This is a genomic window from Mesorhizobium sp. STM 4661 (assembly GCF_000359125.1).
Classification (GTDB): domain Bacteria; phylum Pseudomonadota; class Alphaproteobacteria; order Rhizobiales; family Rhizobiaceae; genus Mesorhizobium.
In genome coordinates this window covers 1-23,228 of record NZ_CAAF010000081.1, presented here as the reverse complement: position 1 = coordinate 23,228, position 23,228 = coordinate 1, and the positions used below count along the sequence as shown (strand labels likewise).

General features: G+C 62.4%; 25 protein-coding genes. 13 read left to right on the top strand and 12 right to left on the bottom strand.

What is annotated here, in order from left to right; genetic code table 11:
• Positions 1 to 72: 72 nt before the first annotated feature.
• The 3 genes from MESS4_RS27145 to MESS4_RS27135 all read right to left on the bottom strand — a co-directional run bounded on the left by MESS4_RS27145 (position 73) and on the right by MESS4_RS27135 (position 4,448).
• Entirely contained in the window at positions 73 to 570 is a 498-nt protein-coding gene (locus MESS4_RS27145; RefSeq protein WP_006338289.1) for an isoprenylcysteine carboxylmethyltransferase family protein, read from the bottom strand.
• A 772-nt stretch (positions 571 to 1,342) separates the two neighbouring features.
• Complete coding sequence (locus tag MESS4_RS27140) at positions 1,343 to 3,394, bottom strand: elongation factor G (protein WP_006338288.1); 2,052 nt, start codon at positions 3,392 to 3,394, stop codon at positions 1,343 to 1,345.
• A gap of 187 nt (positions 3,395 to 3,581) precedes the next feature.
• On the bottom strand, positions 3,582 to 4,448 hold the full coding sequence (locus tag MESS4_RS27135) for an alpha/beta hydrolase (RefSeq protein WP_006338286.1): 867 nt from the start codon (positions 4,446 to 4,448) through the stop codon (positions 3,582 to 3,584).
• 246 nt (positions 4,449 to 4,694) lie between these two features.
• Between MESS4_RS27135 and MESS4_RS27130 the strand changes: the two genes are divergently transcribed.
• Together MESS4_RS27130 and MESS4_RS27125 are read left to right on the top strand one after the other, a co-directional pair.
• Positions 4,695 to 5,273, top strand: a complete 579-nt coding sequence (locus MESS4_RS27130) for an isoprenylcysteine carboxylmethyltransferase family protein (protein ID WP_006338281.1) — start codon at positions 4,695 to 4,697, stop codon at positions 5,271 to 5,273.
• Positions 5,274 to 5,335: 62 nt separating this feature from the next.
• Positions 5,336 to 5,731, top strand: a complete 396-nt coding sequence (locus MESS4_RS27125) for a cupin domain-containing protein (RefSeq protein WP_006338280.1) — start codon at positions 5,336 to 5,338, stop codon at positions 5,729 to 5,731.
• A 65-nt stretch (positions 5,732 to 5,796) separates the two neighbouring features.
• On the opposite strand, the gene MESS4_RS27120 is transcribed toward MESS4_RS27125, so the two are convergent.
• Entirely contained in the window at positions 5,797 to 6,999 is a 1,203-nt protein-coding gene (locus MESS4_RS27120; RefSeq protein ID WP_006338279.1) for a pyridoxal phosphate-dependent aminotransferase, read from the bottom strand.
• Positions 7,000 to 7,197: 198 nt separating this feature from the next.
• On the opposite strand from MESS4_RS27120, the gene MESS4_RS27115 reads away from it, so the two are divergent.
• From MESS4_RS27115 to MESS4_RS27105, 3 genes are all read left to right on the top strand, one after another.
• Positions 7,198 to 8,091 (top strand): EAL domain-containing protein, encoded by an 894-nt coding sequence (locus MESS4_RS27115; protein WP_006338278.1) that lies wholly within the window; start codon positions 7,198 to 7,200, stop codon positions 8,089 to 8,091.
• Complete coding sequence (locus MESS4_RS27110; RefSeq protein ID WP_006338276.1) at positions 8,088 to 8,942, top strand: EAL domain-containing protein; 855 nt, start codon at positions 8,088 to 8,090, stop codon at positions 8,940 to 8,942. Before MESS4_RS27115 ends, MESS4_RS27110 begins: the two co-directional genes overlap by 4 nt.
• A 130-nt stretch (positions 8,943 to 9,072) precedes the next feature.
• Complete coding sequence (locus MESS4_RS27105; protein ID WP_006338275.1) at positions 9,073 to 9,684, top strand: glutathione S-transferase family protein; 612 nt, start codon at positions 9,073 to 9,075, stop codon at positions 9,682 to 9,684.
• Between the two features lie 47 nt (positions 9,685 to 9,731).
• Here MESS4_RS27105 and MESS4_RS27100 read toward each other — a convergent pair whose 3' ends face one another.
• From MESS4_RS27100 to MESS4_RS27090, 3 genes are all read right to left on the bottom strand, one after another.
• The gene (locus MESS4_RS27100) at positions 9,732 to 9,986 is read right to left on the bottom strand and encodes a hypothetical protein (RefSeq protein WP_006338273.1); all 255 of its coding nucleotides are present in this window, start codon (positions 9,984 to 9,986) and stop codon (positions 9,732 to 9,734) included.
• A complete protein-coding gene (locus MESS4_RS27095) occupies positions 9,983 to 10,183 on the bottom strand; it encodes a hypothetical protein (RefSeq protein ID WP_006338271.1) in 201 nt (66 codons plus the stop codon). The genes MESS4_RS27100 and MESS4_RS27095 overlap by 4 nt, the downstream gene beginning before the upstream one ends.
• Before the next feature lie 260 nt (positions 10,184 to 10,443).
• Positions 10,444 to 10,656 carry a cold-shock protein gene (locus MESS4_RS27090; RefSeq protein ID WP_006338270.1) on the bottom strand — a complete coding sequence of 71 codons (213 nt, stop codon included), beginning with the start codon at positions 10,654 to 10,656 and terminating at the stop codon, positions 10,444 to 10,446.
• A gap of 296 nt (positions 10,657 to 10,952) precedes the next feature.
• Here MESS4_RS27090 and MESS4_RS27085 point away from each other — a divergent pair, with 296 nt between their 5' ends.
• Positions 10,953 to 11,279 (top strand): hypothetical protein, encoded by a 327-nt coding sequence (locus MESS4_RS27085; RefSeq protein WP_006338268.1) that lies wholly within the window; start codon positions 10,953 to 10,955, stop codon positions 11,277 to 11,279.
• A gap of 26 nt (positions 11,280 to 11,305) precedes the next feature.
• On the opposite strand, the gene MESS4_RS27080 is transcribed toward MESS4_RS27085, so the two are convergent.
• Positions 11,306 to 11,875: a methylated-DNA--[protein]-cysteine S-methyltransferase gene (locus tag MESS4_RS27080; protein WP_006338267.1), complete on the bottom strand. Its 570-nt coding sequence runs from the start codon at positions 11,873 to 11,875 to the stop codon at positions 11,306 to 11,308.
• Positions 11,876 to 12,043: 168 nt separating this feature from the next.
• Here MESS4_RS27080 and MESS4_RS27075 point away from each other — a divergent pair, with 168 nt between their 5' ends.
• A complete protein-coding gene (locus MESS4_RS27075; RefSeq protein WP_006338262.1) occupies positions 12,044 to 12,934 on the top strand; it encodes a lytic transglycosylase domain-containing protein in 891 nt (296 codons plus the stop codon).
• Positions 12,935 to 13,042: 108 nt separating this feature from the next.
• Complete coding sequence (locus MESS4_RS27070; protein ID WP_006338261.1) at positions 13,043 to 13,531, top strand: GNAT family N-acetyltransferase; 489 nt, start codon at positions 13,043 to 13,045, stop codon at positions 13,529 to 13,531.
• A 279-nt stretch (positions 13,532 to 13,810) separates the two neighbouring features.
• On the opposite strand, the gene MESS4_RS27065 is transcribed toward MESS4_RS27070, so the two are convergent.
• Positions 13,811 to 14,155, bottom strand: a complete 345-nt coding sequence (locus MESS4_RS27065; protein ID WP_006338260.1) for a hypothetical protein — start codon at positions 14,153 to 14,155, stop codon at positions 13,811 to 13,813.
• Between the two features lie 200 nt (positions 14,156 to 14,355).
• Here MESS4_RS27065 and MESS4_RS27060 point away from each other — a divergent pair, with 200 nt between their 5' ends.
• The gene (locus tag MESS4_RS27060; RefSeq protein WP_006338258.1) at positions 14,356 to 14,775 is read left to right on the top strand and encodes a lysozyme inhibitor LprI family protein; all 420 of its coding nucleotides are present in this window, start codon (positions 14,356 to 14,358) and stop codon (positions 14,773 to 14,775) included.
• A 311-nt stretch (positions 14,776 to 15,086) separates the two neighbouring features.
• Here MESS4_RS27060 and MESS4_RS27055 read toward each other — a convergent pair whose 3' ends face one another.
• Positions 15,087 to 15,407 (bottom strand): DUF1476 domain-containing protein, encoded by a 321-nt coding sequence (locus MESS4_RS27055; RefSeq protein ID WP_006338256.1) that lies wholly within the window; start codon positions 15,405 to 15,407, stop codon positions 15,087 to 15,089.
• Positions 15,408 to 15,721: 314 nt separating this feature from the next.
• Between MESS4_RS27055 and MESS4_RS27050 the strand changes: the two genes are divergently transcribed.
• The 4 genes from MESS4_RS27050 (at position 15,722) to MESS4_RS27035 (ending at position 18,240) form a co-directional block, all read left to right on the top strand.
• On the top strand, positions 15,722 to 16,111 hold the full coding sequence (locus MESS4_RS27050; RefSeq protein ID WP_006338253.1) for a DUF6152 family protein: 390 nt from the start codon (positions 15,722 to 15,724) through the stop codon (positions 16,109 to 16,111).
• A complete protein-coding gene (locus MESS4_RS27045; RefSeq protein WP_006338252.1) occupies positions 16,112 to 16,582 on the top strand; it encodes a hypothetical protein in 471 nt (156 codons plus the stop codon).
• Positions 16,583 to 16,721: 139 nt separating this feature from the next.
• Positions 16,722 to 17,273 carry a hypothetical protein gene (locus MESS4_RS27040; RefSeq protein ID WP_006338251.1) on the top strand — a complete coding sequence of 184 codons (552 nt, stop codon included), beginning with the start codon at positions 16,722 to 16,724 and terminating at the stop codon, positions 17,271 to 17,273.
• 175 nt (positions 17,274 to 17,448) lie between these two features.
• On the top strand, positions 17,449 to 18,240 hold the full coding sequence (locus tag MESS4_RS27035) for a hypothetical protein (RefSeq protein WP_036242296.1): 792 nt from the start codon (positions 17,449 to 17,451) through the stop codon (positions 18,238 to 18,240).
• A 55-nt stretch (positions 18,241 to 18,295) separates the two neighbouring features.
• Here MESS4_RS27035 and carB read toward each other — a convergent pair whose 3' ends face one another.
• Both carB and MESS4_RS27025 read right to left on the bottom strand, forming a co-directional pair.
• A complete protein-coding gene (gene carB / locus MESS4_RS27030) occupies positions 18,296 to 21,799 on the bottom strand; it encodes a carbamoyl-phosphate synthase large subunit (protein WP_006338245.1) in 3,504 nt (1,167 codons plus the stop codon).
• A gap of 370 nt (positions 21,800 to 22,169) precedes the next feature.
• The gene (locus tag MESS4_RS27025; protein ID WP_348259962.1) at positions 22,170 to 23,033 is read right to left on the bottom strand and encodes an SH3 domain-containing protein; all 864 of its coding nucleotides are present in this window, start codon (positions 23,031 to 23,033) and stop codon (positions 22,170 to 22,172) included.
• Positions 23,034 to 23,228 lie beyond the last annotated feature (195 nt).

Sequence of the window (23,228 nt, the reverse complement as noted above, 5' to 3'; positions counted from 1 at the left end):
CGATATTCAGATGAGGCCGGCCTGACCTGAATCTAGACATTCCCTGAAATGAAGCGCTTTCGTTTTTCGGGCTCAGCCGCGCCACGGTGTCAGGCGGGGTAGCCAGCCGGGCACGGCGCGCCGGTAGGCATCGTATTCAGCGCCGTAGCGGCGGGCAAGCGTCGGCTCCTCATGAAGCTTCACGAACGAGACCATGGCGGTGCCGGCGATGGCGGCGTAGGCGACGAGAGCCCAGCTCGAAAACAGCAACGCCTGGCCGAGGACGATCGACAGCACCGCCACATACATCGGGTTGCGGACATAGCGGTAGATGCCGCCGACGACCAGTCTCTCGGTTGGCGCAACCGGGGCGGGTGTGCCCAGGCCCTCCAGGGCAAAGCGAGCAAAGGCATGAAGCAGCAAGGCCGCGGCGGTGGCGATCAGGACCCAGCCGATCGGCACGAAGCCGGGCACGGTCGACCATGGCAGACGATAACGATCGGTCAGCAGCCAGGGCATCAGTCCCGCGACCACGCCGGGGGCTGCAACGAAGAACAGCGCGCTGCCGGCGATCGCCTGACGTGTCCGCACTGATGCCTCCTTGCCCGATTGCCGTAAAAATGAACGCGGACTGCCCGATTCCACGCCATTCGGCGTTTTCCGCGTTTCGGCCGGGAATCAATTCCGATTCGCTTCTCCTGCTGCGATTCCGGCTCGCGACGCGCTGCATTTCGACGATTCTGCTGGTCCTATGGGCCCAAGGAATGGGTTAGACCACAGCCTGCCTCTTTTTGCATGCGAGTGTTGCAAAATAGATGCTTGTTTCTTGAGCATGATGAGCACATATGTAGATCATCTCCTGGGCGCGTTCTCCTCCCATTAGCGCCCTTGAGTGTTCCCCTCTGGAGGTTAGCCTTAACAGGCACTTCCAATCAAACTCAGCCGGATCTTCGTTGATCCGGCTTTTTTGTTGCCCGAAATCCGCAGTGCTCTGAAAAACCGACCGAAATTATCGCGTAACAGTCACATGTAACCCTAGGTAACATGTTGCAGACACGTTGTATCGAGTAAGCAAATCATAGGACGCGGTGTGGTTCGTGCGGGAGATGGGGGCATCACTCGGACGATCCGGGCTCAGGCGGCTACCGCGTCCGAACCAATTCCACCGCCAAGCCATCAGGGGCTGGCGGCAAGTGCGGCGGACCTGCCGTTTCGCCTCCCACGAAGACGGTCCGCAAGAGAGCGGCGTCCGGATCATCCGGACGCCGTTTCCTCGTGCCCTCGCCATTCGATGCAATATCCCAAAGTGCCGCGCACCCTCGGTCAACCCCGAGGGCATGCTTTTGGCCGACATGCGTCAATGTTATGCGGCCTTGCCGTTGGTATTCATCGCCTCGTCGGCTAGGCGGCCGGTGAGTTCGGCCATATGGTCGAAGGCGGCACGATAGCTGGCGACGCCCGCGGTAGCCGAACGCAGCTCGATGATCAGGTCGCCGATCTCGGCCTGCGGCATGGTCGCCTCGACGACGTCCCATCCCGGCCAATCGGGCCTCGCGTCGTAGCCGAGGATCTGGCCGCGCCGCTGTGGGATGAGCGCAATGATCTTCGAGGTCGCATCGGAGGGAGTGACGATCTCGACCTTCATGACCGGCTCCAGAAGCACTGGCGAGCAGGCGGCCATGCCTTCCTTCATCGCCAGCTTCGCCGCCATCTGAAACGCCATGTCCGACGAATCCACCGCATGGTAGGAGCCGTCGGACAGGTTGACGGCGACATCGACCACAGGGAAGCCGAGCGGGCCGGACTTCAGATAGTCGCGCACGCCGGTCTCGACCGACTGGATATAGGTTTTCGGCACGACGCCGCCGGTGATGGTGTCGGTGAACTGGAAGCCGGAGCCGCGCGGCAGCGGCTTGATCTCGATCACCACGTCGCCGAACTGGCCATGGCCGCCCGACTGCTTCTTGTGGCGGCCGCGCTGCTGCACCGGTTTGCGGATCGTCTCGCGATAAGGCACGGCCGGCGCATGGCCTTCGACCGGGATCTGGTTCTTGCCTTCCAGCCGCTCGCGCACGACCCGCAGATGCATCTCGCCATGGCCCGAGAGCACGGTCTCGGCCGAATCCTGATTGTGGTGCAAGCTGAGCGAGGGATCTTCCTCGGCAAGGCGCTGGATGGCCGCCGACATCTTGACCTCGTCCTTGCGCTCCTTCGGCCGCAGCGCGAAGGCAAAGACCGGTTGCGGCGGCGTCAGCGTCAGCAGCGGCCCGACGCCGCCCTTGGCCGAGCTCAACGTCTGGCCGGTCTTGACGTCGTCCAGCTTGCCGAGCGCGATTGTGTCGCCGGCCTTGGCCAAGGTGAGCTTGGTCTGGTCCTTGCCGAGCATTCTGTAGATGCCGGACACTTTTGCCGTGTCGCCATTCGAGAGGTAGAGCTCGGAAGCGTCGGCGAGCTGTCCGGAGAGGATGCGCGAAACGGACAGTTTGCCACCATGCGCGGTGTGGATAGTCTTCATCACCTGGACCACGGTAGCATTGCCATCGGGTGCGCCGAGACGTTTGCGGGTCGCCTCTATGTCGGGTGCGTCATGGCGGAGCGTCTTCAACAGGCGCAGCACGCCGTTGCCCTTCTCGGCGGTGCCGATCAGCACCGGCGTCACCACGCCGGCGCGCAGATCGGCGGCAAGGTCGTCGAAGATCGCGTCCTTCGGCGGCTCGATCTCTTCGAGAAGCTGCTCCATCAACTGGTCGTCATGGTCGGCGAGCGTCTCCAGCATGGAGAAGCGTGCCTCCAGCTCGCGTGCCTTGTCGTCGCCCGGAATCTCGGCGACCTCGCTTTCGGCATATTCGCGATAGACATAGGCGCGCTCCAGCGCGAGATCGATCGAGCCGATGACGACGCCGTTCTTGCGCAGTGGGATCTGGCGCAGCAGCAAAGGCATCGAACTTGCCGGCTGCAGCATCTTCAGCGTGTCGCGCACGCCTGCTATCGCCTTGTCGACCTTGTTCAGGAACAGGATGCGTGGCACGCCAAGATCGTCGAGCTTGCGCATGATGAGCTGCAGGGCAGGGATCTTCTTTTCATCGGCCTCCGCGACGACCACGGCGATGTCGCAGGCGGCCAGCACCGGCTCGGCCTCGAAGGAGAATTCGATGGAGCCGGGACAATCGACGAAGGTGAGTTGCTCGCCCATGAAGTCGGTGGTGGCGACGGTCGCCTCGACGCTCATGGCGTGGGCGCGCGCCTCGGGCGAATGATCGGAAACGGTGCTTCCCGACGAAACGGGATTCTGGCGGGGAATGGCGCCCGCGCGGGCGAGTATTGCTTCGAGAAGTGTCGTCTTACCGCTTGCGAAGGGACCGACTATGGCAATGCATTTCGGTCCCGTGCGTCGTCCTCCGGCGCGAGTTCCCATGACTGACCTCCACTCAGGCGTTTCCCTGGGAGCGGCGGCCGGCCTGTCGACCGTCGCGGGCGGGGCTTTAGTTCACCACCTACCCGAAAGCATCGTCCCACGGGTTAGCCGGGAGGGCAAGGGATTTGAGGGAGAGGTAAAGTCGCAGCCGCGGACGCAGGGCGGACATAGCCCTGTGTTGAGGTGCTCAGCCGGCCCGGCTTCGGCGTGACGCCAGCGTGGTTTCGTCCGCGCCCTGCATCGCCACTGTATCGACAAAGCGCGCCAGCAGCGGATTGAACAGATCCGGACGCTCCCAGAAAGGAGCATGCCCGGCACCTGATATGACGTGGCAATGCTCCCACAGCGAACCGTAGGCCAAGGTTTCGAAATAGCCGAGCCGGACAAACGGGTCGTTCTCGCCGTTGACGATCGCGACCGGGAACGTGGCCTGCTCAACCACCTGCTTCTGGTCTGCGCCCTTGCCGGTGAACATGCCGCGCGTCACAGCGGAGCGCAGCCGGCCGTCGGTGCGCAGGATGACCTGGCGGAACGACGGATCGGCAGTGTCGCCGAAGCATAGTGTTTCGAAGCGCTCGGCATCGCGTTCCGAGTAGATCTTCTTGGACGCGAGCAACATGTCCCAATGGGCATGGTAGCCACGCAGCATGCCGAACGGCCCTTTCGACACCGGCGGCGCGCCTGTCAGCATCAGTCCGGCGACCACCGGGTGAAAGCTCGCGAGTTCGATGGCGACGTGCCCGCCGAGCGACCAGCCGAAAACGACGGCGCGGTCGATCCCTAGTTCGTCGAGGAGCTGAGCCGTCGATTGCGCAAGGCCGGCGATCGTATAGGCGTTTGCCGGATCGCGGGCGTCGGACGATTCACCATGGCCGGGCAGATCGAAGGCGATCAACCGGTGGGCGGCAGCCAGAGGACTGTCGAACTGGCGGGCGAACACGGCCCGCGAACTGCCCGAGCCATGGATCAACACAATGGGAATGCCGAAGCCCGACGACTGGCTGAGGCGCAAATCCGCTTGCTCGGTGCGGACCGTCCGGTGGGAAACGACCATGCTGGATTAGACCCTCAGATTGCCCGACGGCCAACATCGCATCCCACAGTCACTATGTTGTTTAGGTTTGTGGTTAAGAAAGGATTTCTCCGCGGCAACAGGATATGATGAGCGAATCCACGGCTAGAGCGACATGCGTCCATTCGGAGGCAAAAAATACGCTCCGGCACTTTAGAATCTGCGCACGTGCTTTGCGAAATCGATTCCGATTTTCGGGGCCAATGCGATAAACGGGGGATTGCGATAATGGAAGGCGTGCTCGATCTCCTTGTCTCGATCAGCAGCATTGCGGCGCTCGGTCAATACGCCTGGTCCATGCGGGCTCATTTCCAGTCGCCGACCATGCCTCCAGGCGCCATGATCATTTCCGCCGTGGTGATCGGTGTGGCGGTGTTCTTTATGGCGATCCTGTGGATCGAGCGGCAGCCGGTGGCTGCGAAGCTCGGCGGGCTCGCCATCGAACTGGCAAGCTCGGCCCTGTTCTGGTGGGCGATCGTCATTTCGCGCAAGGCGCGGCTGCGCTTCGCATTCGATGCCGACAATCCCGACAGTCTGCTGACCGACGGGCCTTACTTCTATGTCCGCCATCCGTTCTATGCGTCCTACATCATCTTCTGGATCGGATGGGGCATCGCGACCTGGTCGATCTGGGCGGTGGTGCCTGTCGCCGGGATCATTGCGATCTACACGATCGCCGCGCTGGACGAAGAGAGGAAGTTTTCGCGCACCGCGCTGGCCGGCGCCTATGAGGCCTACCGCGCACGCACAGGCCTGTTCTGGCCGCGCCTTAGCCGTGATTGGCGAAGCCTCCGGATGCGGACCTAGCGCATGCTCCGGGTCTTCGTTCAGGTACCGACCATTTTGCCGCCAGCCCAAGGACCGCTTCGATGAAGATCATTGCCTGCGGCAGCGTGCCGACCATCATCGCACCGGAAAAATATTTCACTGGCCGCGTGTTGCAGACGCCGATCATCGAGAAGGAAGCGCCGGCGCGGCTCAGGGCCGTGATGGTCAGTTTCGAGCCCGGCGCGCGGACCCATTGGCACACGCATCCGCTCGGCCAGACGCTCTATGTCGTCTCAGGCGCCGGCCTCGCGCAAAGCTGGGGCGAGCCGATGCAGGAGATCAGGGCCGGCGACGTCATCTCGTTCGCGGCAGATGAAAAGCACTGGCACGGCGCCGCTCCGAAATCGGCAATGGCGCATATCGCCATGCAGGAGGCGCTCGACGGCGTCCATGCCGACTGGCTGGAGCAGGTGACCGACGCGCAGTATGGCGGTTGAGCCTTTTCGGGCCGATATGAAAAACCCGGCTTGCGGCCGGTTTTCCTTCTACAGAATGATCCTGATCAGACCAACGAGGCGGTGAAGCGCTGAATGCGCGTGCAAGCCTCCTCCAGCGACGCCTCCGATGTGGCGTAAGAGATGCGGAAGTTCGGACCGAGGCCGAAGGCCGAACCGAACACGACCGCGACGCCCTCGGCCTCGAGCAGTTCCGAGCAGAAGGTCTCGTCGCTGTCGATCGTCTTGCCGGCTTTGGTCTTCTTGCCGATCAACTGGGCGCAGGACGGATAGACGTAGAAAGCACCTTCCGGCGAGGGGCAGGAAATGCCGCGCGCCTGGTTGAGCATCGACACGACGAGGTCGCGCCGGCCCCGGAAGATCGCCTTGTTCCTGGCGACGAAATCCTGCGGGCCGTTGAGCGCCTCGACCGACGCCCATTGGGCGATGGTGCAGGCGCCGGATGTCTGCTGGCCCTGGATCATGTTCATCGCCTTGATCAGCGCGAGCGGGCCGGCCGCATAGCCGATGCGCCAGCCGGTCATGGCATAGGCTTTCGACACGCCGTTCATGGTCAGCGTGCGCTCGTAGAGTCTGGGCTCGACCTCGGCGATGGTCTTGAATACGAAGTCGCCATAGATCAGGTGCTCGTACATGTCGTCGGTCAGCACCCAGACATGCGGATGCTTTATAAGCACGTCGGCCAGGCTCTTGAGTTCCGCCCCGGTGTAGGCAGCGCCCGACGGATTGGACGGCGAGTTCATCAACAGCCATTTGGTGCGCGGCGTGATCGCCTTTTCCAGCACTGGCGCCGTCAGCTTGAAGCCGTTGTCGATGGAGGTGTCGGCAAACGTCGCGGTGCCGCCGCAGATCGCCACCATCTCGGGATAGCTGACCCAGTAGGGCCGCGGGATAATGACCTCGTCGCCAGAATTGAGCGTCGCCATGAAGGCGTTGAACAGGATCTGTTTGCCGCCGGTACCGACAATGGTCTGCTCCGGCTGGTAGTCGAGATTGTTCTCGCGCTTGAACTTCTTCGCTATCGCCTCGCGCAGCGGTACGATGCCGGAGACCGGCGGATATTTCGTCTTGCCGGCGCGGATCGCTTCGATGGCCGCGTCCTTGATGTTGTCTGGTGTGTCGAAATCCGGCTCGCCTGCGCTCAGGTCGACGACGTCGCGCCCGGTATTTCTCAATTCACGCGCTTTCTGCGTCATCGCCAGGGTCGCGGAAGGCTTTACGCGGGAAAGAACGTCGGCAAGAAAGGCCATGAAACGGTGTCTCCAGAGAGCGGCTGCGGCCAAGGGTGGCCGCGGCGCCTCTCATGTCGCATCATTCTGTCAAGTGCAAGCGCAGTCGGATGAGCCAGGGCTCAAATCCTCGGCAACAATAAATTCATCAACGGCGGGTAAACCCTTGAGAGGCAGGATCGCAATCCAATTCCGCCAGTCTTGCGGAGCGAGGAACCCTTGTCGCGCAGTATCGGGCTTGCCCATATCATCCGCCATGATGACGGCACCGCCAGCGGTGTCTGGGGCATCTACACGCTGCAAAGCGCCTTCCAGCCCATCTTCGCCTTCAAGGCCGGCAAGCTTTCGGTCGCAGCCTTCGAGGGGCTGATCCGGCCGTTTCGCGACGGCGAGCCGCAACCGCCGATGAGTTTTTTCAACACGTGCCCGGCGGCCGACCGCTTGCATATCGAAGCTTTGACAAGGACGCTGCACCTCTTGAACGCTGGCGCCTGCCTGCCGCGGGAGGCGTCCATCTTCATCAATTTCGACCCGTCGGTGTTCACCGACCGCGGCATCGCCGACAAGGCGTTGCGCGAGATGCGGCTGGTGCTGCACGAAGCAGACATCGATCCGCACCGCGTCGTGTGCGAGGTGACCGAGCAGAAATCGGCATCGCAGGAAACCCTCTACAATTTCGTCGAGGCGCTCAGGGGCAACGGTTTTCGCATCGCTGTCGACGATTTCGGCGCTGAAGAATCCGACATCAACCGCATCAAGGAGCTCAGGCCGGATATCGTCAAATTCGATGCCCACTGGATCATGCAGTTGATGGAGTCCGGTGCTGGCTTCGCGCTGCTGACGGCCATGGTGGCGAGCTTCGAGGAACAGGGCATCCGCACCGTGTTCGAGGGCATCGAGGAGGGCTGGCAGCTTGAACTGGCCGAGAAGTCGGGCGCCTCGATGGTGCAGGGGTTTGCGTTGGCGCGTCCCGAACTTGCGCCGACCAGCTTTCATGTCTTCGGCAAGGACAGTCAGACGCCTGTGGCCGTCGCCAATGTCGGAGGGGCGCCTGTGCCCGTGGCGCCTTCGCCGCGGCCGGCGCGGGCTTTCGGGCGCCGGGTGGCACAATGACCGGGCGGCCCGACAGGCGGCGCAATGTCGGCGAGGCGATCTTTGCCGACGAGGTCGGGATCGAATACGGCGTCTATGGCGCATTCCGGCTGAGGAGCGCCTATCAGCCGATTTTCGCGCCGCGCGGCAGGTTTTTACAAGCCGTCGCGGTCGAGGGCCTGATCGAGCCGCACCGCGCCGGCAGGCAGGTGGCGCCACCGGTGTTTTTCGAGGGCCTGCCCGCGGCCGATCGCCTGTTCGTCGAGACGATGTGCCGGGTGCTGCACCTCAGGAACTTCCGCAACATCGGCGTCGACGGGCTCGACCTGTTCTTCAACTACAATCCCCTGGTCAACGATCACCCCGGGCGGGCGCTGGCCGAAATCAGGCTGATGACCAGGCATCTCGCTGATTTCGACCTGCATCCAGGCATGCTGATCTGCGAGATCACCGAACAGGCGGCCGACGACGAGGTGCTCGTCAGCCTGGTACGCGAGATGCGGCGTGACGGCATCCGCATCGCCATCGACGATTTCGGCACCGGACATTCGACGGAAGAACGGGTTGCGCTCATTCAGCCCGACATCGTCAAGATCGACGGCACATGGTTCGCGGAATTCTGCCGCCATGCCGCCGCCGAACGATTTTTCCGGCCGCTGGTTTCGGCGCTGCACGACCGCGGCACCAAGGTGCTGGTCGAGGGGATCGAGCAGGCCACCCATCTGCGCGTCGCGCTGGATGGCGGCGTCGATCTCTTGCAGGGTTTTCATCTGGGGCGGCCGGCATTGGCCGGCACGGTCTTCGACGAGGAGCCGCTGTCCATCGACAGGTTGCTCGGCATGAACAACAAGGTCATCCCGTTGTTCGGTTAGGGTATGCCGATATTTTAGGGTGATGCCGGCCTGAATGCATCAGCGGCGCTGATGGTCGCGCCAAAACAAATCACTGGATCAGGCTGCCGCCGCCACCATAATTGCGTCGGGGCGGCCGCAGGGGAACAAAATGACCATACTCTATGGAATGATCGACAGCGGCAATTGCTATAAGCCGCGCCTACTGATGGCGAAGCTGGGCATCGCCTTCACCAATGTCGAGGTGAGCTCGCATACCGGCGATACGCGCAAGCCCGACTATGTCGCCAAGAACCCAAACGCCATGGTGCCGCTGCTCGAACTCGACGACGGCAGGCGACTTGCCGAATCCAACGCCATCCTGCTCTATCTCGCTGAAGGCACACGCTTCCTGCCGTCCGACAAATACGAGCGGGGGCTGGCCTATCAATGGCTGTTCTTCGAGCAATACAGCCACGAGCCCTACATAGCGGTGCGCAGGGCGCTGCTGACTTTTCCAGAAAGAGCCAGGGATGCGACGCCGGAACGACTGGCAATGACGCTGGAGCGCGGCAACAAGGCGCTCGGCGTGATGAACAAATATCTGGAAGGCAACACCTTCTTCGCCGGTGATGCATTGAGCGTCGCCGATATCGCGCTCTATGCCTATACGCATACGGCAGAGATGGGCGGCTTCCAGCTCGACGCTTATCCGGCGGTGGCGGCCTGGCTGAAGCGGGTCGAGGCCGATCCGGGGCATAAACCGATGGAATGGCTGGGGTAGGTTGTCCGCACCCTATTGCCACCGGGACAAGGGCCTTGGTGGACACCCTATTTTAGAAGGCGGTCATATTCCGAGTGGGTACCGATCCAGAACCAGATCATATCGTCATGGTCGCGGATGGCCGCAGCGCGGTAGTTGAGGTCAACCCGCGCCGACCAATAGCGTCCGACCTGTTTGAAATGCAGCGATGGATGGAACGGATCAGAGCGCAGTTTTTCGAAACGCTTATCTGCCTTGGATCTGATCGACGCAGGTAATTTGCTGTAAGCCTCCCAAAATGAGGGAGAGGCGACGTGATTCACAGAGGCCGGGTCCTGCCGGCACGATGATCAGCCAGGGCCTGCTCAGCAAATTTGTCCAGCCTGCCTGCCTTGGCATCGGCTTCGATCTGGCGATCCCAGATATCCGCTTGAAGCTCCTCGAACCATGCGGCAAACGCCTTCAACTCCTCGGGGCTGAGGGCGGCGACGGATTTTTCGATCTGTTCGAGCTTGGTCATGGTTAGAAAATAACATGGTCGGCACAAGGAGGCCAAGGGCGCTCTTCATATGGAGCATATAGGCAAATAAAAAGGCGGGACAAAATCCCGCCTTCCCATGCTTGGTAGCCTGACTGGAGCGTTTTGGCCGGGCCGGCAGCAATCTGCTGCTTCGGCTTGTCGGGGTCTTTCCGCTCCGGCGCGCTTCTCGCGCGACCGTCAGTACATCCGTGACTTGCCGCGCGCCCCGAGCTCTCGCCCGGCGCGCGCCATTTTCAAAATCAGGCTGCCTTGCTCAGAGACCCAGCCGACGACTTGCCAGTGCGGCGGTCCTGCTCGATCTCGAAGTTGATCTTCTGGCCTTCGACCAGGGTCGACAGTCCAGCGCGCTCGACTGCGGAGATGTGGACGAAAACGTCCGCGCCGCCCGCGTCAGGCTGGATGAAGCCGAAGCCCTTGGTGGAATTGAACCACTTGACCGTACCAGTTGCCATTTCGATAGTCCTTCACATTTGCTTTAGTTTGACCGGACCGAAGTCCAGCCGGTGTGCATCGAGATTTTGGAGATAGACGTCAGCAAACGCGAATATCGCGAGGCCCGGATCGATCGGCCGAAATATCAATGGAACGCATATAGGCTGGTTTTGCGCGAAAAACAAGTCTGCGTGAGAATGGCGCTGACGCGGCGCCGCCCAACGGCCGCCCCAATCGCATGAAAGCGTTGAGGAATTGCGCGTCGGGAAGGGGGCAACATACCTTCGGGCGCCGGTTCGGTTTTGGGAGAGGAACCATGAAAACTGTTCTGCTTGCCGCCTGCCTGACGCTTGTAGCCGCCGAGGCGCAGGCGATCTCGCGCTACGATCCGACCCGCATGAGCTGCGGCAGGGTGCAGGCGACGATCGCCCGGCAGGGTGCTGTGATCCTGCGCTATCAGTCCAAGCGCGTGCCGGGGTTGCCGCTCTACGACCGCTATGTGCAGAGCCAGCAATTCTGCACCATGGGTGAGGTCAGGACACGTGCCTATGTGCCGAGCGCCGATGCGAAATCCTGCCCGGTCTACATTTGCAAGCGGGTGGAGGTCGACCATTTCCGCCGGCGCATCCCGCGACGCCACTGAATTCAGAACCCGAAAGAGAACTTGTTTCAGAAGCCGAAAGACACTTGCGCCGGCGGCGGTGGGCCGACGCGCACGCCTTCCATCGCGAGCATCTTTTCCTTGGTGGCCGAGCCGCCGGGGGCGGAAAAACCGCCGATCTTGCCGCCGGCGGCGAGAATGCGATGGCACGGGATGACCAGCGGCACCGGGTTGGCGCCAAGCGCGGCGCCTGTTTCCCGCGCCAGCCCGGCATGGCCGGCGCTTTTGGCCAGTTCGCCATAGGTGGTGGTCTCGCCAAAGGCGAGCTTGCGGGCGGCGTCATAGATGGCGAGGCGGAAATCGTCGATGCCGGCGAGATCGACCGGTACGTTGGAGAAATCGACGTCCTCGCCGGCCGCGTAGGCCTTGATCGAGGCGATCAGCTCGACGACCCATGGCGGCTGGACGGTGGAGGGTGAAACGCCGGCGTGGCGCAGCAGCCGGCGCTCCACCGCTTCACGGCTGCGTTCGGGCAGGCAAAGCCGGGTGAGGCCGGCTTCGCTCCAGGCAATACCCATGAAGCCGATCACTGTTTCTAACACTGCGTGGCCGGCGGTGATCGAAGCGGGGGTTTCCATGGCATGTTCTCCAGGCAAAATGACGAAAAACAGGTACATATCCAGAACAATATGGCACCGGGAGCTGAGTCTCGCCACCCGAAAACCACCGGCTCGCCCCGATTGCCGGGCAGGAATCGCTGGTGTAAGAAATTTCTTAACAACCTACGAACCGGACCCGAGCGCGGCTTGCCAGCAAAACTCAATCTCATCGCGATCGGCGCGGTCCTTGCGGCGGCCGGCCTGGTCGGCTGCACGTCGACCTCGCAGGTCAAGCCTGCGCCTTCCTTTACCGAACCAGCCGCTGCCGCCGGCGCAGACGCCGGCTTTGCGCTGGCGCTGCCGGACACCGTTTCGGTTCTGCCAGAGCCCTCCGGCAACACGCCCTCCGGCAACACGCCGGTGCAGGCAGCTGCGGTATCGGCCGATCCGGCAGCACCACCAGTCGAGCCAGCCGCCGCTTTCGCGGGGCCGACGCCGGGGGCGGCAGCCGTGCCTGCCGTCATGACCAGCAAGGCCGGGCCTGCCGCCATACCGGTCAATGCGCCGGCCTATACCACCGCCGGGCTTGTCGTGCCGGCGACCGCTGAGAAAGCCGGTATATCAGGGGTTCAGCAGGTGGCCTATGTCGTGCCGCGGAATCCTACCGTCATGGCACCGGTCGGTTCGCCGGAAGCACCCGCGAGCGGGCCGCGCGCCGAGATCGAGCGGCTGATCGAGAAATATGCCGCGTTCTATCAGGTGCCCGTCGACCTGGTGCGCCAGGTCGTCAACCGCGAGAGCACTTTCAACCCGAAAGCCTATAATCGTGGCCATTGGGGGCTGATGCAGATCAAGCACGCGACGGCGCGCGGCATGGGCTATGACGGGCCGGCGCGCGGATTGTTCGACGCCGAGACCAATCTGAAATACGCGGTGAAATATCTGCGCGGCGCCTGGCTGGTGTCCGACGGCAATGCCAAGCGCGCCGACCGGCTCTACCAGACCGGCTATTATTACGACGCCAAGCGCAAGGGCATGCTGGAGGAAACCGGCCTCGGCCGCGACCGCAACCGGCGTCGCCTGCAGCCCGATGCCTAAAAGCGCCGCGTTTGGACAGATTCATGCGACGCGCTTTTAGGTTCTGGTTTTGATGCATGTCGGTATCGCAAAACCGCTGCGCACTTTTGCGCGACAGGCATAGACGCCATGCCCGAGCCGAGCCCGCCGGCGCCAAACGATGTCAGGCTGCGCAAGATCCTCGACGAGACGCTGGTTCCGCCGCGCTGGCCTGAAGGTTTCGTCATGCGCGGCTTCGAACCGGCCGATGCGCCCGCCTTGCACGCGCTTTTGACCGAAGTGTTCGACGACGGCACCGATGGGCCGTTCGACGAATGGTGGCCGCGCGTTTCGGGCGACGCGGAATTCGATCCCGCTCTGTGCTTCCTCGTCATCAACGGCAAAGGCCGGCTGGTGGGTGCCTCACTATGTTGGGCGATGGCTTTCGTCAAAGACCTTGCCGTCCATCCCGAGGCGCGCTGCCGGGGCATCGCCGAGGCGCTGATGTGGCACGCCTTCGCCGAATTTCGCGAGCGGGGCGCCGCGCATGTCGATCTCAAGACCAATACGGTCGAGAACCCCGCAGCCGTCCGGCTCTATGAACGGCTGGGGATGTTCGAGGTTGGCTGGGAAGGTTAGGGCGGCTCAGGTCGTTTCCTGCCCTCACGCCGCGGAAAGTGCATCCTATGTGAACCGCTTCACATAGATCGCCAACGGCAAATGCTAACCACCTGCCACGCCGGTCGGTCGGGGTAACGAGCGGAAGGTGTCGGAGGGGCTGCGCCGGCATGTGTCAGCCACACTCCATGGCGGGTCCCGAGGGGGTCTCTCCCGAGGAGGGTTTCGGGACCCGCCACCTTATGCGCTACCAGGCACCGCACGCGAATCTTCCTGTTCCCAGACCGACAGCTTTATCGCTCAGATGTCGGGCGCGTTGCCGATCTTCTGCTTGAGGTCGAGCGCCCAGGCGCGGCCTTCGTCGCCGCCCCATAAAAGCCAGGCGATGTAGCCTGCCGATGGGTTTGCCTCATTGCCGTAGTTGCGGCCCTTCTTGTCGACCTCATGGCGGGCGAAATAGCTGACCATGCGCTGGATGGTGGAGGGCGAAAGCTTATCGCGGTTCTTGAGCTCGGTCGCCCGCGCAACCCCGACCTCGGTGCCGCCGCGGCCAAATATGCCGCGCAGCCTGAGGCCCCTGGCGGCGTTGTCGGCGACGGTCCGCGGGCAGCGCAGGTCGATTTCGTCATTGTCGGCTTCGCGCATAATTTTTCCCCGATATGGACTTCTGGTCCTGAACGAAGAATGCGGTGAGATGCATCCCGTTCCGCAACGCTATTGCTTCGCAGCCGTCGGAGCCGGTCTGAAAGGAACTGTCCACCAAGGCGACAGACTGCATCTTGCCTGTATTCGTCCCGCGGTTAAGCTTTGTTACAGCGGGGGCTCTCGAAAACCGGAGAAACACGATGCGGCTTTCCAAAACCGGCCTCGCCACCTTGATCCTAGCCGTTCCGATATTCGCCAACACAGCGCGGGCCGCCGACGATTGCGCCAATGCGATGGATCAGGCGACCATGAACGAATGCGCCGGCAAGTCGTTCGCCGCGGCCGACAAGAAGCTCAACGACGCCTACAAGCAGATCGAGGGCCGGCTGAAGGACGATGCAGCGGGCAAGAAACTGCTGGTCGATGCGCAACGCGCCTGGGTCGCCTTCCGCGATGCCGAATGCGCCTTCCAGGGTGGCCCGCGCGAGGGCGCCGGCAGCATGTATCCAATGGTCGTCGCTGGCTGCCAGGAGGCCGTCACCGACGACCGGCTGAAGGATTTCCAGGGCTACCTCAACTGCCAGGAAGGCGATGCGAACTGCCCGGTGCCGGCGCAATAGTATGGTTTGATTTGGGGGGCAATCGCATAGGGGAGTACCCCTAACCCCTCCCCACGAGGGCTCCTTGTGGGAAAGGGAAGGTTGGCGGTCTACGGCGCCCCCCTCTGTCCTGCCGGACATCTCCCCCACGAGGGGGGAGATCGGCTGTCACGACGGCTCTCGCCAATCGCTGACGTTCACAAGTGAGAGTTGCCGCAGAAGCTGCCGATCTCCCCCCTCGTGGGGGAGATGTCCGGCAGGACAGAGGGGGGCGCGACGAAACGCGGCCTCTACCTACCGGCGTGTCGGCGCCGAGCCGGACCGAGCGGTGCTCAGCTCGTTTTGATCTGCTCGACCGCGGTTATCAGGAGTTCGGCCATGGCGCCGCGAATCTGAATATCCGTCTGGGCGACGCCGGCCGCGTCGAAATCGCCGCGTACCTTGCGGAACACATCCTCGTCGCCGGCCTCTTCGAAGTCCGCCCGCACCACCTCTTTGGCATAGGCGTCGGCGTCCGCGCCTGATTTGCCGAGCTTTTCGGCGGCCCACAGGCCAAGCAGCTTGTTGCGGCGCGCCATGGCCTTGAACTTGGTTTCCTCGTCCATCGCATACTTCTTTTCGAAGCCTTCCTGACGGTCTCTCATACTGCTCATGGTTTGCCTCGTTCGGGGGTTGAGTCTCCGACCTTCATCCGGGGAGAGCGGCTGGTGAGACCAAGCATGGCGTGCATGGACGTCATAAGCAAGCGTTCATGCCGGTGGGCAATCGCTTTAGGTTGGCGCCGATCCTCATCGCCGTGCCTTCCAGCGTTGGTGGTTGGCGAAAGCCGAAGCGTCATCCGATCTCCCTCCTCGTGGGGTCGCAAGGGGGGAGATCGGCAGCTTCGCCGAGGGCTCTTGTCCCGATGTGATTTGACGTTGCCGTGGCGTGGCCTACTCTCCAAGGGGATGAACCCAGGAGACGAGCGATGCAGTCGCCTTTCAACGGGATTCGCAGGGCCGCACTGGCAGCGGCGGTGATGCTCGCCGGCGGCACCGCGGCTTACGCCCACCACGGCTGGTCGTGGACGCAGGACGGGTTTTTCGAACTCCGGGGCAAGATCACGGCCATCTATATCGGCAATCCGCACGCCACGCTGGATGTCGACGCGGAAGGCGAGGCCTGGCGCGTGGAGATGGCGCCGCCGTCGCGCACGATCGCCGCCGGATTCACCGAGGAGGTCGCCAAGGTCGGCGACGAGGTGACCGCGATCGGCAACCGCTCGCTCGACGAGAAGGAAAAGCGCATGAAAGCGGTGCGCATCATCGTCGGCGGCAAGACCTACGATGTCTATCCCGACCGTGTGCCGCCGGCCTGAATGGACGGGCTGCTGGCCGGCATCGAGCAACTCGCTCTCGTCAAGGGGCTGAAGGCCTCCTTCGTCGCCTACCCCATCGTCAACGCGCTGCACATAATGTCGATCGGCGCGCTGCTGACCAGCGTCATGCTGATGGACCTCAGGGTCATCGGCGCCTTCCGCGCGCTGCCGCAGGCGGCGTTCGTCACGCTGTTGCGCCGGGTGGCGTTGAGCGCGTTCACTGGGGCGCTTTTCACCGGGGCGCTACTGTTTTCGGTCCGGGCGAGGGAGTATGCGGCGATGCCGGTTTTCCTCGCCAAGATGGGGCTTATCCTGCTCGCTGGGGTTAATTTTCTCGCGTTTGTGCGGTTGTGCCGAGCAAGGGGCGGTGAGGAGGCGGCTGGTGGGGGCGCCGCTATGCTGGCGGGGCTTTCGTTGGTGCTGTGGACGGCCGTGCTGTTCGCCGGACGATTTATTGGGTTTCTTAACTAGCATCTTGTCTGCGCCGGGCTAACGCGCCGGCAGCCAGAAAAAAGCGCATTGTCTGATAGACATAAAAATAGTCTGTTAGACAAATATCTGTTGCATGCCGCCGGAACTGTGGTACGTATCATCTAAAGGATGGTGCCACATGGACGGAAAGCGATCTCGCGAGGCGTTGCTGGAATTCCTCGACTACCTCGCAAAAAAAGGCTTAATGAACAAGGCCACAGCTAACGCCCGCAAGGCTGCAGCAAATACAGTGCTAAGCATCTTAGATAGTAATGAGGCCGAGGATGTCACGATCATCGACATCGATCAGCTTTTTGCCAGATATGCCAACCTTGCGGGCTCGAAATATAAGCCCGAAAGTCTTAATGTCTACAGGGGGCGCTTGAAGGCGGCGATTGAGGATTTCAAAAATTACCAGAACAATCCAATGGCTTTCCGCCCTTCGATACAGTCAAACGGGCGAAAGGTCACTGAGCGCTCGAGAGTTGGGCAAGGGGAGACCGCGGCTGACCGATCTATATCCCGCCCGACAGCCAGCGTGTCTAGTCCGCCACCAGCGTCTGTCTCGATCTTGCCGATTCCTATAAGACCGGAGCTAGTCGTCCATATCCAGGGGCTTCCCTATGATCTGACGCCTGCGGAAGCGAACAAGATTGCGAATGTGATACGGGCGATGGCGTCTACAGAATAGTTTCCCAGTCCAAATGGGAAATTAGCTCAGCCCAGCTGAGACCACGGGAGCCGCTGGCTCGGCGTCCAAAGCCGATGTCCAGCGGCCCTCTTTGCCCGTTAAATGCAGGCCTAGCAACGATAGCTCACAAGCCCTATTGTTGCAAACAAATTACTCCCAACAGGTTTGGTATCCAATGAGCGCCCCGGACGCGACGCGACAGAAGGAAGCGTGGCGAGAGATTGACAGTATTTTTTCAGACGCAAAAAACACGTGGGTGATTCATTACTCCTGCGAAAGTTTTTATGACCGAGCCGAGGGACGTTCGCCTAGGGTTACGTCTATCGCAGTTCGTAAGTTGAGCGATGCGCAGACGCATTCTTTTTCCATCCATCAAATTGCTGAGCGCCAAGGCGTGGCATTTGGGGAGATTGACCAGCACTATGATCGATTGGAACGCCTCATGCTGGACGCGTTCTTTTCATTTGTGGGCTCTTACCGGAACAGTCATTTTTTGCATTGGAATATGCGCGATGCGAACTATGGCTTCGCAGCAATAGAACATAGGTATACAGTTCTCAGCGGTACTCCTGTTATAATTGACGACGAACGAAAGCATGACTTGTCGAGGATTATTATAAATATTTACGGAAAAGGATACATCTCTCATCCGCGGATGGAATCCTTAATTGAAAAAAACAAGATCAGACCTTTGGATTTTATGACTGGGCCGCAGGAAGCGGCGGCGTTCGAGGAGCGTAATTTTAGTGGTCTTCATCAGTCCACATTGCGAAAAGCGGATATCCTCGCAAATATTGCAACATTGGTGAGGGATCGTTCTCTTAAGACCAATACTACACGCTGGGAGATGCATGGTGGCCGCATTCGAACTATGGCTTCTTGGGTTCTTGAAAACAAACTTGTTGCTTTTTTTGCCAGCATCGCGAGCATTATTGGTTTAGCGCTAACGATCTATGCTATAAAGTAAACGCACAATCCTCATCTTCTCGGCTTCCCCCAGGCAGTCCCAGCGGGGAGAAAAGTTAGGCAAAATACTCCTGCAGCGGCCTCACTTCCAAACTCCCCGCCCGCAGCGCTGCAATCGCTTCCGCCACCGCGGCCGCGCCTGACAGCGTCGTGTAATACGGCACTTTCTGCATCAGCGTCGCCCTGCGCAGCGACTTCGAGTCCGACACCGCCTTCTGGCCGTCCGTGGTGTTGAAGACGATCTGCACCTGGCGGTTGCGGATGGCGTCCTCGATGTGGGGGCGGCCTTCCAGCACCTTGTTTATCTTCTGCGCGTCGACGCCGTTCTCGGCGAGGAAACGCTGCGTGCCCGAGGTCGCCAGCACCTTGAAGCCCTGGCCGGCGAGGCGCTTGACCGCCGGCAAGATGCCTTTCTTGTCCTCGTCGCGCACCGAGACGAACAGCGTGCCCGCGCGGGGGAGATCAACTCCCGCCCCGAGCTGGCTCTTGGCGAAGGCGAGCGCGAAGTCGCGGTCGAGGCCCATGACCTCGCCGGTCGAGCGCATTTCCGGGCCGAGCAAGATGTCGACGCCGGGGAAGCGGGCGAAGGGGAAGACGGCTTCCTTGACCGCGATGTGGCCGGGGTTCCTGGGGTCGGGCATGGCGCCGTAATGGGCGAAGGCGTCTTCCAGCTTCTCGCCGGCCATGATGCGGGCGGCGATCTTGGCTATGGGCCGGCCGATGGTCTTGGCGACGAAGGGCACGGTGCGTGACGCCCGCGGGTTGACCTCCAGCACATAGACCGTGCCGTCCTTGATCGCGTACTGCACGTTCATCAACCCGCCGACATTGAGCGCGCGGGCGAGGGCGGCCGTCTGGCGTTCCAGCTCGTCGACGAGCTCCGAAGGCAGCGAGTGCACCGGCAGCGAGCAGGCACTGTCGCCCGAATGGATGCCGGCCTCCTCGATGTGTTCCAGAATGCCGGAGACGAAGGTCGACTTGCCGTCGCAGAGGCAGTCGACATCGACCTCGATGGCGCCCGAGAGATAGGTGTCGAACAGCAGCGGGTTCTTGCCCAGCAGCGTGTTGATCTGGCCGGTCTTGTCGTTGGGGTATTTCTGCTTGATGTCCTCCGGCACCAGGCCGGGCACCGTGTCGAGCAGATAGGATTGCAGCATGCCCTCGTCATGGATGATCTGCATGGCGCGGCCGCCGAGCACGTAGGACGGGCGCACCACCAGCGGGAAGCCAAGCTCGCCGGCGACGAGGCGGGCCTGCTCGACCGAATAGGCGATGCCGTTCTTCGGCTGGCTGAGGCCGAGCTTGTGCAAGAGCTTCTGGAAGCGGTCGCGGTCCTCGGCGAGATCGATCATGTCGGGCGAGGTGCCGAGGATCGGGATGCCCGCCTTCTCCAGCGCATCCGCCAGCTTCAGCGGCGTCTGGCCGCCGAACTGGACGATGACGCCGACCAGCTCGCCCGAGGCCTGTTCGGCGCGCAGGATCTCCAGCACGTCCTCGGCCGTCAGCGGCTCGAAATAGAGCCGGTCCGATGTGTCGTAGTCGGTCGACACGGTCTCGGGATTGCAGTTGATCATGATCGCTTCATAGCCAGCGTCGCGCAGCGCGAAGGCTGCATGGCAGCAGCAATAGTCGAACTCGATGCCCTGGCCGATGCGGTTCGGGCCGCCGCCGAGGATGACCACCTTTTTGCGCGCTGACACCTGCGCCTCGTTGGCGAGCGCGCCGGCGAAGGGCACTTCATAGGTCGAGTACATATAGGCGGTGGGCGAGGCGAACTCGGCGGCGCAGGTGTCGATGCGTTTGTAAACCGGATGAACGTCGAGCTTTTCGCGAATCTTCTGAATCTCTTCCGCGTCTTTCCTGACCAGGGACGCGAGGCGGGCGTCGGAAAAGCCCATCGCCTTCAGCATGCGCAGATTGGCGGCGTCCTCGGGAATGCCGTGCTCGCGGATGCGGGCTTCCATCGCCAGGATGCCGGCGATCTGTTCGAGGAACCACGGGTCGATCTTGCACATGGCGTGCACGTCCTCCAGCGAGGTGCCCATGCGGATCGCCTGCGCCACCATGCGCAGCCGATCGGGGGTCGGCGTGCCGAGTGCGGCGCGGATGGCGTTGCGGTCGTCGACATGGCTGGCCGGCGCGCTGCCGTGGCCGAGGCCGGGGATCTCGATCTCGTCCAGACCGGTCAGGCCGGTTTCCAGTCCACGCAAAGCCTTCTGCAGCGATTCCTGGAAGGTGCGGCCGATGGCCATGACCTCGCCGACCGACTTCATCGCGGTGGTCAGCACCGGCTCGGCGCCGGGGAATTTCTCGAAGGCGAAGCGCGGGATTTTTGTGACGACATAGTCGATGCTCGGCTCGAACGAGGCCGGCGTCGCACCGCCGGTGATATCGTTCTCCAGTTCGTCCAGCGTGTAGCCGACGGCGAGTTTTGCGGCGATCTTGGCGATGGGGAAGCCGGTCGCCTTCGAAGCGAGCGCAGACGAGCGCGAGACGCGCGGGTTCATCTCGATGACCACCAGGCGGCCGTCGGCCGGGTTGACGGCGAACTGCACGTTGGAGCCGCCGGTCTCGACGCCGATCTCGCGCAGCACCGCGATCGAGGCGTTGCGCATCATCTGATACTCTTTGTCGGTCAAGGTCAGGGCAGGGGCGACGGTGATCGAGTCCCCCGTATGCACGCCCATCGGGTCGATGTTCTCGATCGAGCAGACGATGATGCAGTTGTCGGCCTTGTCGCGGACAACCTCCATCTCATACTCCTTCCAGCCGAGCACGCTCTCCTCGATCAGCACTTCGGTGGTCGGCGAGGCGTCGAGGCCGGACTGGACGATCTCGTAGAATTCGGCGCGGTTGTAGGCGATGCCGCCGCCGGTGCCGCCCATGGTGAAGGACGGGCGGATGATGGCGGGCAGGCCGACATGGTCGAGCGCCTGGGCGGCGATCGCCATGCCATGGCTGATATAGCGCTGCTTGCGGTCGCCTTCGCCGAGGTTCCAGCGGGTTTCCAGCGCGTCGAGCGCTGAGTCGAGATCGGCCGGCTTCTCGGCCTTCAGCGCGGCGCGCTCGGCCTCATGCGTCTTGCGGTCGGCGTTCTTGACGTCGGTGGCGTTGGCCAGCATCGACTTTGGCGTTTCCAGGCCGATCTTGTGCATCGCCTCGCGAAACAAAGCGCGGTCCTCGGCCTTGTCGATGGCGTGCGCGTCGGCGCCGATCATCTCGACATTGTAGCGCTCGAGCACGCCCATGCGGCGCAGTGAGAGCGCGGTGTTCAGCGCGGTCTGGCCGCCCATGGTCGGCAGCAGCGCGTCCGGCCGCTCCTTGGCGATGATCTTGGCCACGACTTCGGGCGTGATCGGCTCGATATAGGTGGCGTCAGCCAGTTCCGGGTCGGTCATGATGGTGGCCGGGTTGGAATTGACCAGGATGACGCGGAAACCCTCTTCCTTCAGCGCCTTGCAGGCCTGGGTGCCGGAATAGTCGAACTCGCAGGCCTGACCGATGACAATGGGGCCGGCCCCGATGATCAGGATCGACTTGATGTCGGTGCGTCTTGGCATGTCTCGGGCGTTCCGTTCGGCGGGCGGCTTGCACGAAAAGCCGGGACGGGAAGACCCGGCCGGTTGTGCTCGCGATTCTGGTATCAGGCTAGGAGGGCCTTATAGGGAAGAGTTTTGCCCGATGTAACCCCCTAAAATGCGGGTTGTGTGGGGCTGCCTGAGCAAACAGGCGTCTCATTCCGTCGCGCCCCCCTCTGCCCTGCCGGGCATCTCCCCCACGAGGGGGGAGATCGGCCTTCATCTTCGATTTCGCCAATCGCCAACCTCGAAAAAAGAGGCGCTGTCGGCGAAACAGCCAATCTCCCCCCTCGTGGGGGAGATGTCCGGCAGGACAGAGGGGGGCGCTGTCCCGCCAGCGTTCCGAATCCACCTAGCCTCCGGTCGCCAAAGCATCAGGGATTTCAAAGCGTTCGGAAACGCCGACGCGGATCATGTTCAGGGTGCCCTCGCGGGTGAAGCGGAATTCGTCTGTTGCATCGGAACTGGCCGGCAGGCCGGCAGCGAAGCTGATGACGCGCGTGCCGCCGTCGGGCCAGGTCACGGTGACGGCGACTTTGCCGTCGCCCGGGCGCACGATGCTTACTTCGCAACTGGTCATCGGCTGGCCGACATAGCGCGCGCAAGGAATCTTGTTTTTGGCGCCAGCGGCTGGCGGCCCTGGCGGCTGCAGCCGCGCAACGGTTTGTGCATCGGCCGGAGGCGCCGCATTGACCGCGAGATTCTGGACGGCGTCCGCCGCGGGCGCATCCGTCTCGCCGGTCGACGGGTCTTCATTGGCCGAAAGCGCCAGGCGGTAAGCATCCTCGATGGCGGCCTTGCCGATTGCCTCGGCGGGAGTCGGCGGGGTTTCGGCACTGGTCCCCCCCAGGCGTTCCGTCAGGTCGGGCAGCGGCGCAGCGGGGTTTGCGACCCGGGCAGCCGTGGTCGCGCCTTCGCCGGTCGTTTCCATGTCGGCCACTGGCTGGGGATTGATGGAACTGAGGTAGCGCGCGGGCGCCCATCCGCTCATTTGCGGGTTGTCGATCTCCGCGACCTTGCACCATTGATGGCCGTTGACGTCGTTGCAGCCGAGATTGTTCAGGCTCGACCCATTGGGCAGGCGTGCCTCGATCTTGCCGACCGCCGACGGCGTGGCGCGGATGTTCAGCAGATCGCCCGGAGCAAGACCTGTCACGATGGAGACGATCTGCGCCTCCTGGGCCCTGGCCGGCAGCGCCGTCGGCAGCATCGCCATCAGAAGCACAGCGCCGGCTAGCAGCAGCGTCTTTGGGAGCGTAAGTTTGCGCCTCATCACCTGGCCGTGGGCGATTGCATTATCGAAAGCGCGGCCAGGCACGGAAGCGCCACCGCATGCCAGGCCGATTCTATAAGGGACGACATGGCGTCATGTAAGTCGGAAAATATGGCCGCGGCATGGGCAAACCGACCT